Below are 12,050 nucleotides of genomic sequence, written 5' to 3'. Positions count from 1 at the left end.
AACGCGACATCGTGAAGGGCCTCCCGCTGCGGTGAAGGCCCTTTGAATCAATACATACAAGCAATTTCAAGAGGCTGATTGGGTTTTAACCCTAGACAGCGGCCGGTTCGAACTAAGGGAGAGGGACGGATGAACATAGAACTAAAGATCGGGTTGAACTCGATGGCCGCCTACAAGCGGTTACCTTATACCGCCTGGCACGCGATCGCCGAATTCATCGACAATTCGACCCAAAGTTATTTGAACCATCGCGATGATCTCGATGCTGCCTATGGAGAGGATAGCGACGGTCTCGATGTCAGCGTAACCTATGATCGTCATGCAAAAACTTTGACGATCGCAGACAATGCGATGGGCATGGATCTGGTTGAGCTAACGCGCGCACTCAACGTCGGATTGCCGCCTGAGAATCCAAATGGCCGCTCGAAATACGGGCTCGGGATGAAGACGGCAGCGAGCTGGCTCGGCGCTAAGTGGAAAATCCGGACGACCCGGCTGGGCGATGATTCGGAATATGTCGTAACCGTGGACATGGCTAAGGTTGAAAAGGGCGACCCGTCGCTCAACCTTCAGACCAATAGCGTCGCCTCTTCAAAACATCACACGGTCATCGAGGTTTCCGGACTTTACAGGCAGTTTGGCGTGCGAGGACTCACCAAGATCAAACGCCGTCTTTCTTCGATGTACCGAAAGGATTTCGAGACCCTCGGATTGACGCTTCGGTGGCAAGGCGAAGTTTTGGCTTGGGGTGGTTTCGAAAAACAGCTGCTCAACGACCGTGAAGGCCGACCTTATCGGAAGGACTTTGAATTCAAGGTGGATGGCAAGACGGTCAAGGGCTGGGGCGGTATCCTGTTTACGGGCTCGCGTACCGACGCCGGCTTTTCGATCCTCCAGAATAATCGCGTCATCAAGGGCTGGCCCGATGCTTGGCGGCCATACGAAATTTTCGGCGATGCGCGCAACGACTTGGTCAACCAGCGCATCGTCGGCGAGATACATCTGGATGGGTTCGAAGTCAGCCACACCAAAGACGATATTCACTGGCAAAATACTCAAGAAGAGGACGTCGAAGAGGCCCTAGCGAAGGAAATGCACGACCTAATCAGCCATGCAAAAACCTTTCGCAAAGGCGCGGGCGCGGGAACGGGCGGCCCGTCGGCTGCAGATGTCGACAAGGCTGTCACGACTATCGAGGGAGAGTTAACGTCGGACGAGATGCTCGAAGGCATTGATTTCGAGGACTTGCCAGATCCTGAAATGCTGCGCATCTCGCTCGCGCATACGTCCGAGCAGGTAAAATTGAAAAGCAAGCCCGCGATCAACGCGACGGTCGGCAAAATGCGGGTGGTGGTTTATCTGGCGCGGGACCTTTCTCCTAACGATCCCTACGTCATCCTCGACTCTGCGGTCGAGAAAGATGTCATCATCGTGATCAACATGAACCATCCGTTCGTGCTGACTCAGATCGAGGGAGAGGATGCGGTGCTGAATTATTTTCGACACTGCATTTACGACGCCGTCGCCGAGGCCCGGGCGCGGACGTCGGACAAGCCTATGACCTCCGAGACGGTCAAGATGCTCAAGGACCATTTGCTCCGTGTCTCGTTCAATATCATACAGAATGATGCTGGAGACGAGGGAGACGCTCCGCTCGCCGCCAGCGCATAATGGCATGGACGCTTATGAAATATCCTGTCCATTGCTGCGGTAGCAGGTAATGAAGAAACGGGTTTAACGCAGGGGCAATATCGCATGGCTTTGCCGCCAAAGACCGAAGACGGTTTTTACAAATGGCTCAAGACCTTCCTCAGGGATCGCGGTCTTCAATTTTCCAAATCCGGCTTCAAGGGCGGGGACAATTTCGGGAACCACGCGCTCGATCTGGCAACTGGATACTGGGAAAATGTCACCTATTCCTCGAGCAAGCCGATACGCTGGATCTTCACCGTCGATGTAACGCATCAACCGGCGGTTGCCGCCCTCCCGGAAGATATGACTGATGCAGGGATCGGCAGCTCAAACACCGCTCAGGCCGATAAGGCCGGCCTTGCGGTTCGGATATTGCCGATGTTTCGGACCGGCGCCGGCGAGTTCATACGCGGCGACGAATTTGAGGCTCAGGTCATTTACATGTTTCACGGTGCACTGCCGAAAGGCTCTTCGTCGGACGCCTTTTCGTTCAATCCTGCAACTGGCGCTATGCGACGTCTCAATACGCCCGTCGACTATATTTTTGCCGGGCTGCTTGGCTTACGGGCTGCCAGCGATGCGATCGAACTGACGGTCGATGGCGACGAGCGTTTCATAACTTATGCTGAGGTGTTGGACGCGCTTCAGGCCGCGATCAACATTGCGCCCCAAGGCGCAGACGCAGGCCCGATCCCTGTCTACGACCTCACCGACAGCGGCGACCTCGAACGGATCAAGACCGATCTGGCCAAAGCTTGGGACGATGCTGGTCCTCCGCCCGCGCAGGCAGCTGCAGCGACCGGTGTGACCGATCACGAGGACGAAGACGAAGAGGCAGAAGCACTCGACTTTTCGGCGCTTGAGATACCCGAGAACCCCGACCTGCTCGGCATTGACCCGGCCGTCTACCGGCAGATCAACGCGATGCTGCAATCCGGCAAGCAGCATCTGATGCTTTATGGTCCACCTGGGACCGGCAAAACCTCGCTAGCGAGATGGATCGGTGAAAGCCTGCCAGGCGGCAATTGGACCTTGATCACCGGGTCGTCCGATTGGAGTTCGCAAGACATTATCGGCGGATACCAGCCAATCGGCGGCGGCGACGTCGATTTTGTGCCCGGAATTCTGCTCAGAACTTTTCGGCAGCCGCTCATAATCGATGAACTGAATCGTTGCGACATCGACAAGGTGATCGGCCCCTTGTTCACGGTGCTGAGCGGCCAGCAGACGACACTCCCATACCGGACGGATCTCAATGACAAAGATAGTCAGCAATATGTGATCCTACCCAATCCCAAGCCGGGCGCAGAAGATCATGAGTTTGCGCCAGGGCCGGGCTGGCGGTTGATTGCCACAATCAACTCGATCGACAAAGCCTCGCTTTACCAGATGTCCTATGCGCTCAGCCGGCGTTTCGGCTGGGTCTATGTCGATGCGCCGCGCGATCTTAGAGGGTTTGTGCGCGATTATCTGCTCCACGTTGGGGTAGTCCAGGAAGCACCCGCGGCCGATGCGCCCTGCCCACTGGCCACGCTGTGGGCATCGATCAATTCGGTTCGGGTGATCGGACCGGCTCCGATCATCGACGCGATTAAGGCAATCCGCATTCTCGATCCGGACGCGACCTTCTTCGCCGCCGCGAATGCGGCAATGCGAAGCGCCGTTCTCGATGCTTTGGATATGGTTCTGCTGCCGATGCTTGACGGCATCGCGCATCAAGATGCGATGACCATTGCGGACGAGACGATCGCCGCGTTCAGCTTGCAGGACGACCAAGCAGCGCAAGTCAGAGCAAGGCTGGAAACGGTCGCGATCTGATGACTATCGACGCGGCTATTGTCGATTATTCGGCCGCATTGCTGCTTCGTTACTTTCGGCGCGGGGACGCATTGGAAGGCAATATCCCGCGTGTCGAGCATCGTCGCGATCTCGATCTCCTTCGAGGCCACTGGTCGATCTCGCGTCCGGTTCGGGCGCTGGTAAGCTATTTGCTGTCCCATCCGCACGAAGCGCAGAGCCTCCTTGTGCTGCGCACCAGAACCGATGACGCGGTCGCACGAGGGCGTATCGACGCGCGCCAGACCTGGCTTTATCGCCTGCAAACCGGGCTTCCTTCGGCAATTGTCGCGCAGGAGCCTATCAGGTCGTTCCTGACTGGACCAAATCTGCTGCTTGCCTGGGTGCTGCGCGAAGCTGCAACCTATACAGCCCGGCTCTCGAACTGGCAAAGTCCTTCTTCGCCCTATGTCGAGATTATCGAGCGAGCACAGGGAGAAATGCGCTCGCTCCAGCGGCTGACGGCGCTGCGAGAACCGCTTCGAGCCGTTGCACTCGGGCAGCGGCCAGGTTCCAATACAGTGCGCGTCGCAGCGCGTAGCCGCCGACTTGTCTACCGGCTCGCGGTCGAAGCTTACGAACTGCTACAAGGTATTGAGCGCGGCGAGGCTTCCGCGATCGAGGATGTGGCGCGAACGGCTCTTCTGGGGCCACTGGAAGAATGGCGACGTTTTGAGATTGCGGTCGGTCTAGGCGTGGCCGAGGCGCTGGCCGAGGCAACGGGCGCCCCCATGACACTGAGCCTCCTTGGGGCCGAGACAGCCGCTCCGATTGCCACCGCGGGCCGCTTTGCCGTCTATTGGCAGCAGCGGACGCCCTTCTATAGCGCCCCCGCTCCCGAACCCTCGGAAGTTCTCACACGCGATATTCTTGCGGCTTACAACCTCGCGATCGGCTCGGATCGGCCTGATCTGGTGGTCGTGGATCAGAGCGTGCAACGCGTCGTCTCGATCATCGAAGTCAAATATGTTGCCGGCGACACAGCGCCTGCCCGATTTCGCGATGCCGTCGATCAAGTCGTGCGCTATGCGAGGGGATATGCGCCAACCGACGCGATTGGCGCAATCCTGTCCCGATCCCTTGTGGCCATCTCCCGGGATGCGCCGGCCCTTGACGATCTTCTTGCCGAGGTTCCGGGCAGCATCGATTTCGAGGGTATTAAGCAGAAGCAACTCGCCGTGTGGGCTGCCCGCCTCGTGGCCGAGCCGTTACCTTCGCCTTCACTGACTTCACTAGCGCAGGCTTAGAGGGCATCGCAGGCGGCCGCGCAGCGCCGCCATCTGCAAAGAGCGGAATCGCCTCTTCATCAACCGGAACAGCGCAAGGCGGTGCAATCTCATAACTAGCAGGCCGATCCCTCAAAAGCGGTACAGCGTGCGGCACAAAGCGAGCAAGTGCGCCATTCAGATATTCCTCCGACATCTCGCAACAGATCCAATTGCGCCCCAATGCCTCAGCAACAGCGCCCGTGACGCATGATCCGCCAAAGGGATCGAGCACCATGTCCCCCGGCTCTGTCAGGAAGCGGATGAAATACTCGGGAAGCTGAGGCGGGAAGCGGGCGGGATGAATTGGAATATTATTGTCCCGGCAATGCTCCTGATAGCGGCTGGTCGATTCCGTGTTCGCGATTGCGAGCAAGTTCGGCGGCACCGAGCCGCCATTATCCTTCATGAACTTGTCGGAAATATCATGACCAGAGGGGCGCATTTTGGCGGTGTACCCATTTCGCAGCAGGTCCTTCATCGACTTGGAATAGGGCGCGAGAATGCGGCGGTTGTTCGCCTTGGGAAAAGGCGTTTTCGACAACCACCAAACTGTATTCACGGCGTCCTTTACCCGGACCCGACGCACGTTGACCCATTCTGCCGGGGTCGGCAACTTGGCCGGATTCCACCAGTAATGTTCTTGGCACAGGTGAAATCCATATTCCTCGACAAGCATCACGAGCAGTTTGAAGTGATAGAGCGAGCGCGTCGGCTGACCCGGCACCCAGGCCCCCCCAATGTCGATCACCAAGCTTCCGTCGTCCTTCAGAACGCGCTTGAAGCCTTCGGCGAAGGGCCGGAACCAGTTGCAATAGGCGTCCGCATCCTCGTTGCCGTAGCTTTTTTTCCGGACCAGACCGAACGGCGGACTCGTCATAATGAGGTCAACACTGTCCGGCTTTGCGCCGTTGAATAAATAGGCCCGGCTGTCGCCCCACATCATTTCTCCCATCTCGGTCCGATGAAACGAACGAACCAATTTTTTGGGATAGATCAATTTGTGGTCATCGATGGTCGCAGTCTGGCAGCTCGCCGCGACATGCTGATTATGGAGAAACCGGATATACTCAGAAACGGCAGAGAAGCCCAGTTCGATCGCTTTCGCATCAAACGTCTCCTTCTCTTCCTCCGTCAGCCTTACATTGGTGATTGCGCTGCGCGGTTTATTCGCTTTTGGCCGACCCATGATGTCCTCGATGTTGTGATTCGAAAACAGAGTAGCTCAGGCATTTTCGTGTTACAAGAACAAAGCCAGCTTTGATGTGTTACAAAAACTTCTGCCGGTCTTCGTCGGCGGCGAGATTACGTCCCAACACCAACTCCAGTCAGGGCCGCCAGTGCGCCACATAGAAATCCGCCCGTGGCGGCCCATGTCACCCACCAGTCCTGCTCGCCGTTCGATCGCTTCTGCTTGATCATGCCCTCGACCCGGCCAAGCGAGCGCGCCAGCGCGTTGCTCGCTTCCACGAGGATCTTGCGGTCATCGGCCCGGTAGGTGATCAACCCTTCGTGCATTTCCGTGGCAATCGTCAGCGGCGTAAGCTGCATCGCCGGGCGTTCGTTGATGCTTTCGACGTGCTTTTCCAACTGGCCGAGCCGCGTCTCCATGTCGCGGAGCGTGGGCGAATAATCGGGGAGTTTGTCCTTCGCCGAAGTCAGGCCTTCGATCGCGGTGCGCTGGAGCGATATCTCCCGGCGCAGATCTTCGAAGGCGGTGGCGGCATCGGCAGGCTGCCGGGCGGTGCGGGCTGGTTTCTGGGTCATGCACGTGGTCTACATCCCTATCCCCATGCCGCGTCCACGGCCTAGACTTAGCTGGAGATCCTGAGACAGCGTTTTCGTGCTCATAACGTCCAGCCCGAGCTGCGCGCGCCGATTATGGAGCAGCGACTCGAGCTGCGGATCGCGGTGCAGGCTCTTCGCCATATCGTTGAGATTGGCACGCGCCGCGTCGCGCGCCGCATAGGTCGGGGCTTCCTTCACGCGCGCGCTCTCCTTCTTCCATGTCGTAACGAACAGTTCGGCACGCTTCTCGGCATCAGCAGCAAGCCTGACAGGCTCACGCGCCGCGCGCTCCGCCGTAGCTCGCTCGGCAGCGCGCGCCGCGTCTCGGCGATCCATCTCCGCCATAGCGCCTGCGGTCCGTCCCGCCGCCGCTTCCTTCGTCAGCTGATAGCTCTTCCCGAATGCTTCGCGCAGATCGTTCGCGCCTCCGGGACGCAGCGCATCGAGCTCAGCCCGCGCCGTGCGATAGGCCTTGAGTTCGTGCGGCAGTTCCTTCCCGCCGGCTCGCCGGACATCGACGATCTGCTTCGTGATGCCCGCGAAGCGCTCGACCGCCTTGTGGAGCGGTGAGCGTGCGGGCTCGGCTTCGAGCGACCGGGCGCTGACGCGGACCTCCATGAGCCGAACCGCGCGCTGCCGTTCACGCGGCGGGGGGTCCGGCGCGTCGCGCGAGACATCCAGCTTCAGCCCGTCGAAGATGCCGCGCTTTGTCTCGGTCGACTTCGCGGGTGTCGGCGCCCGATAGTCGGTTGCCATATCCTTGCCGCGCTCACGCGAGGCGGCGCGCACGAGCTTGTTCCGGGTCGCAAAATCGTCGCGGCCATAATATAAATCCACCTGCTCGCGATGCCTGGACAGCGCGACGTAAGTCGAGTGGCTGTCTACCCCCGGCGTCGCGAGCACATGCACGCGGTCGATGGTCATGCCCTGCGCCTTATGGATCGTCGCGGCATAGCCATGATCGACATGGGCATAGTCCTTCAGGTCGAACGCGACGCTGCGCCCGTCATCGAGCATCACCGCCATGCGCAACCGGTCGACATTCTGGACGGTTCCGAGCGTGCCGTTCTTGACGCCAATGCCGCGCTCATTCTTCAGGAACATCAGACGGTCATTCTCGGCGAACATTCGCTCGCCGCGTTCGACGGTAATGGCAACCTCGGCGCCAAGCCCGCCGCTCGCTTTCAGCCGGTCGCGCACATCCTCGTTGAGCGCTCGCACCTCGTCATTGGTGTGGGTCAGGATAATCCGGCTGGCATCGGGATGATGCTGGCGATCACGATCCCAGCCATCAACCAGCTCGGCGCGCGCCGCCTCACGGGTTTCGGCTGCATGCACGAAGCCAGCCTCGGCATAGCGCCCGATCGCCGCGCCAGCGCGCTCAGTCGCGAGTTCACGCGTCGCCTCGCGCTGCCAGTCCTCCTGCTGCCGGCGAATGCCCATGATCTCGACAGCGCCATGGCGCTCAGCCGCAGCGCGGAACGCGGCACCCGCTTCGATCGCCTGAAGCTGCTGCGGATCGCCGACTAGGACGACCTTGGCGCCCTGACGCTCCGCTTCGGACACGACACGTTCGAGCTGGCGTGTCCCCACCATCCCCGCCTCGTCGATCACGAGGATATGTTTGTCGGTCAGACGCTCGCGATCATTGGCCCACTGATGTTCGAGGCTCGCAAGTGTGCGCGAGCCGATCCCCGAGCCATGCTCGAGTCCCTCGGCGGCGATGCCGGACAGCGCTGCGCCCTGCACCTGATAGCCCGCCGCCTCCCACGCCTCGCGGGCAACGCTAAGCATCGCGCTCTTGCCGGTCCCGGCATAGCCGATGACGTTGCTGATGCCGCGTGCACTGGTGACATGTTCGAGCGCGCCGCGCTGTTCGGCGGAGAGATCGAGACCGCGCTCCAACGCGCGGGATAAGGCATGTTCGCGATGACGATCGGCAACGCCATGATGACGCCGCGCGTCGAGCGTCGCCGTCGCGCGTTCGAGCCGCTGCTCGGTCTCGATCATTGATTTGGACGTGAACCGGTCCTCGCCGCGTCCGTCCTGCCCGAGCGCGACGAGATCGGGCGACGATTTGACCGCCGCCATGACGGCATCGAACTGCCCTTTCCCGTCGCTATGCCGGTGCACAAACATGGCGAGGTCGCGGTTCGTAAATGTCGCCTGCCGGTGGGTGATCGCGTCGAGCGCGATGCCAGGATTTGCGAGGATCTTCTCGCCGTTCGATCGGGCGATCTCGATATGCTCGGCGAGCCGATCAGCCTCCAGCCCTTCGGCCGCCCTGCGCGAAGCCGCCGGGCCTATCTTGTGCTGCGGCTCTAGGTCGATACCCTGCGCTTCGAGACTGCGATGATCGACACGCGCATCGATGTCGAGTGACGCCAGCCGCTCGTTCACATGGTCGGCCCAGGCTTCGCGCCAATGGGTCAACATCTCGGTGCGGTTCCACTCGCGAACCTTAGCGCCGAACTCGGGGGTTCCGTCCTCGCCAATCTGAATCTCGCGCATCGTCAGCATTACGTGCGCGTGCGGCTTGGCTAAGCCGTCGGCGCCAATGTCCCAATGAACGTTGAGGTCGGCGATCATGCCGCGGTCAACGAACTCGTGCTTCACGAAATCGCGGGCGAGCTCGATCCCTTGGCTCTCGGTCATCTCGCGCGTGATTGCAAACTCGATCTCGCGCGCAAGCTGCGCGTCCTTTCGAAGCTCGACCGCCTCGACGTCGTTCCAGAGCCGCTCGCGATCGCGCCATTCCTCGGACGCGCCCTCCGGCAGCAACACTTCGCTGTGGACGACGCCGGCCTTGTTCGAGAAATCATGGCTGCGCCCCAGCCGCTCGTCATGCAGCTGATCAGCAGAACGATAGGCCGCGGCGGCGACCGCGCTGCTGCCGACCGCACGCGAAATGACTTTTGCCGAGAAATGATAGATCGCCATTAGGGCTATCCATTTAGGGCAAAACGGGCACGTCGGCACGACGTATAAGCGCGCCCTCACACGATTTCATCGCGCTCGGGATCGCAGCGTCTCGTGAGATTTCAGCGCCTTGCGGGGCCGTGAGACTCGGCATAGCTGGTTCGTCCGACCTCTTTTCACGGAAGGACACACCGTGCGCAAACCGCGTGATTTCGACGCCGAACTCCAGGCACTGACCCACAAAGCAAAGGCGCTTAAGACTAGGAAGCAAGGTCAGCTCGGCGAGCTGGTCATAGCAACCGGCGCCGACGCCCTGTCGATCGAACAGCTGGCAGGCGCACTGCTTGAGGTTGTCGGTGCAGACGCGCCGCGAAAGGAGGCGTGGCGCAAGAGCGGCGCGGCCTTTTTTCGCGGCAACGGCGCCCGCGCTCGCAAGGGCGCTGACCGGGACGAGGGCGGCGCACCGGCGAACGGTTCAGACCCGCAATCGCCTTCAGGCGAAGCGGGTGCGGCATGACAACCGGGCATGGCAGGTGAAACGCCGCGAGCGCACGCGCCAATTGATCGAGCTTGGCGGTCTGATCGCTAAGGCGGATCTTATCGAACTGACCGGCGACGATCGGGCCGTCATCCTGGGCTTGCTCATCGATGCGGCCGCAACTCTCCGGAGCGAAGCTAGCGAACAGCAAACGCAACTTTGGCGCCGCCGGGGGCGGCGCGCGTTCGCGGAAGATTAGGAGAAATCAGGAAGCAGGCGTGGGCGCGCGGTCCTTGTTCCTCTTGTCCGCGACATAGCTGTGGCCGCCTTCGCCCTTTACGATCTCGAACAGGCCGGTCGCCTCGAACAGCGCCGGGAAGTTCTTGACGCCATAGTTGCGCGGATCGATCGGCGCTTGCCGCTTCGCCGCGCTACCGGCCGCGGACATTGCCGCCCATCCGTCGTCGCGCGCCGCAGCCTCAACTGCGCCGCGCAGGATGGTCACAAGCTTCGTGTCTTGCGCGAGCAGTTTGCCTGCCGGCTTCGCAGGCTGCGGAGCGGCTTTGGGCGGTGCCTTCGCCTTTGTCGGCTTTACTTCCGGCATCTCCGGTACCGACGCTGCCGGTTCAGCCTCGCCGAGATTGTCGAGATATAGAAAGGTCGTGCAGGCATTGACGAACGGGCTCGGCGTCTTCCGTTCGCCAAAGCCGTAAACCTCATGGCCGTTGGCGCGGAGCTGCATGACCAGCGGGGTGAAGTCGGCGTCGCTCGATGCGAGGCAGAAGGCATCGAGTTTTTGGGTATAGAGTAGTTCCATCGCGTCGATCACGAGCGCGATGTCGGTCGCATTCTTGCCGGTGGAATAATTGAACTGTTGGATCGGTCGAATCGCGAAATCGTGCAGCTTGTCTTTCCAGCCTTTCAAGCCCGGGCTTGCCCAATTTCCATAAGCTCGGCGGATGTTTGCGGTCCCATATTTTGACAGCTCGGCAAGCATCGCCGCGATCTTCCCGTGGGACACATTATCCGCGTCGATCAGAAGCGCGATCTTACGGTCGGACGCAACGCGTCGTGGATTGTCATTTTCCATCGGATGCATTCCCGCCGGAGAAACTTGTTTCGTCCAGCGCCGCGATATGATCGCGGCAAATTTTCTCGACGAGGCTTTCGAGCACGGCCACACGCTCGCCGATCCAGGTCAATTCCTCAGCACTGATCTTGTAATGCGGAGAGTAGCGCGCGTTGACATAGGCGAGCCGCAAAAGCTCGAAACAGCGGCGGCTGAACTTGTCGTCGCGCGGCCACGCTTCGATCAATGTGGGTGCGATCTGCTCGCACTGCGACCGGAGGAAATTGAGCCGATGCGACTTAGGGCTGTAGAGCGTCTGAACAAGCAGGGTACAGTGATAGAGTTGTTCAACCGCTTGGTGGAGTTCAAATACCGCCTTGTTGCGCCAATAGACATCATCGCCCTCAGCGAGTTGCAACTTGGATGTCCTTCTCGACCGCTGAGCGATTGAGAACCACCTTTCAAAATGCTTCTCCGCTTCGATGCGCGCCTCGTCTGCGGGCAACTCGCGCGGTTGCGCGAACTCATATCCCTCGGCCTCGTAGAGGCCGATCCCCTGCTCGACGATATCGACAAAGAACGGGCGCCCGCGCTCAAGCTGCGCGTTCACATCCTTGAGCGAGTGCACGATGAAGCTGACCGGCGCGGTGAGAGTCTGGTTGATCGTGACCTCGCGCATGAGACGATCTTCGGCGGCGGACCAATGCTCAAAGTCGGTCAGCCGCTCATTGTTGACGACGACAAGAATGTCATAGTCCGACTGATAGCCGCCAACCGGATCGTCGACCCAGTCGCCGCGCGCGTAGCTGCCATAGAGGACGATCTTGAAGATGCGACCTTTGCGGTTCCAGTCCGAGTTGCCGCGGGCGTGCGCGGTTTCAAATTCCTCGAACAGGATGCGCACGACATCGGCAAGCTCGCGCTGCTTGGACTGGGGAAGATGATCGAGACCTGTTCTCATCATTCTCACCCTGAAATGCGGCGGGCCGGATGGCAAGCGCCA

General features: G+C 60.2%; 10 protein-coding genes. 5 read left to right on the top strand and 5 right to left on the bottom strand.

All coding sequences use genetic code 11. From position 1 onward, the window contains the following. Positions 1–129 precede the first annotated feature (129 nt). From J2X38_RS22780 to J2X38_RS22770, 3 genes are all read left to right on the top strand, one after another. Positions 130–1,671 carry an ATP-binding protein gene (locus J2X38_RS22780; protein WP_310257656.1) on the top strand — a complete coding sequence of 514 codons (1,542 nt, stop codon included), beginning with the start codon at positions 130–132 and terminating at the stop codon, positions 1,669–1,671. An 84-nt stretch (positions 1,672–1,755) separates the two neighbouring features. Then, positions 1,756–3,510, top strand: coding sequence for an AAA family ATPase (locus tag J2X38_RS22775; RefSeq protein WP_310257654.1), 1,755 nt, complete (start codon positions 1,756–1,758; stop codon positions 3,508–3,510). After that, the gene (locus tag J2X38_RS22770) at positions 3,510–4,775 is read left to right on the top strand and encodes a hypothetical protein (protein WP_310257652.1); all 1,266 of its coding nucleotides are present in this window, start codon (positions 3,510–3,512) and stop codon (positions 4,773–4,775) included. Before J2X38_RS22775 ends, J2X38_RS22770 begins: the two co-directional genes overlap by 1 nt. Here J2X38_RS22770 and J2X38_RS22765 read toward each other — a convergent pair. From J2X38_RS22765 to traA, 3 genes are all read right to left on the bottom strand, one after another. Continuing rightward, positions 4,687–5,982, bottom strand: a complete 1,296-nt coding sequence (locus tag J2X38_RS22765) for a site-specific DNA-methyltransferase (protein WP_310257650.1) — start codon at positions 5,980–5,982, stop codon at positions 4,687–4,689. The two genes, J2X38_RS22770 and J2X38_RS22765, sit on opposite strands and share 89 nt — an antisense overlap. Before the next feature lie 116 nt (positions 5,983–6,098). Further along, a complete protein-coding gene (locus J2X38_RS22760) occupies positions 6,099–6,560 on the bottom strand; it encodes a hypothetical protein (protein ID WP_310257648.1) in 462 nt (153 codons plus the stop codon). 9 nt (positions 6,561–6,569) lie between these two features. Further along, entirely contained in the window at positions 6,570–9,521 is a 2,952-nt protein-coding gene (gene traA, locus J2X38_RS22755) for a Ti-type conjugative transfer relaxase TraA (protein WP_310257646.1), read from the bottom strand. 172 nt (positions 9,522–9,693) lie between these two features. Between traA and J2X38_RS22750 the strand changes: the two genes are divergently transcribed. Next, on the top strand, positions 9,694–10,017 hold the full coding sequence (locus tag J2X38_RS22750; protein WP_310257644.1) for a conjugal transfer protein TraD: 324 nt from the start codon (positions 9,694–9,696) through the stop codon (positions 10,015–10,017). After that, positions 10,007–10,237: a conjugal transfer protein TraD gene (locus J2X38_RS22745; RefSeq protein WP_310257642.1), complete on the top strand. Its 231-nt coding sequence runs from the start codon at positions 10,007–10,009 to the stop codon at positions 10,235–10,237. Before J2X38_RS22750 ends, J2X38_RS22745 begins: the two co-directional genes overlap by 11 nt. Positions 10,238–10,243: 6 nt before the next feature. Here J2X38_RS22745 and J2X38_RS22740 read toward each other — a convergent pair whose 3' ends face one another. Together J2X38_RS22740 and J2X38_RS22735 are read right to left on the bottom strand one after the other, a co-directional pair. Continuing rightward, complete coding sequence (locus tag J2X38_RS22740) at positions 10,244–11,068, bottom strand: NYN domain-containing protein (RefSeq protein ID WP_310257640.1); 825 nt, start codon at positions 11,066–11,068, stop codon at positions 10,244–10,246. Next, on the bottom strand, positions 11,058–12,008 hold the full coding sequence (locus J2X38_RS22735) for a HEPN domain-containing protein (protein ID WP_310257658.1): 951 nt from the start codon (positions 12,006–12,008) through the stop codon (positions 11,058–11,060). The genes J2X38_RS22740 and J2X38_RS22735 overlap by 11 nt, the downstream gene beginning before the upstream one ends. Positions 12,009–12,050: the final 42 nt, after the last annotated feature.

The organism is Sphingopyxis sp. BE235, assembly GCF_031457175.1.
In the GTDB taxonomy this organism is placed as follows: Bacteria; Pseudomonadota; Alphaproteobacteria; order Sphingomonadales; family Sphingomonadaceae; genus Sphingopyxis.
This window is presented reverse-complemented; position numbering and strand designations above follow the sequence as displayed.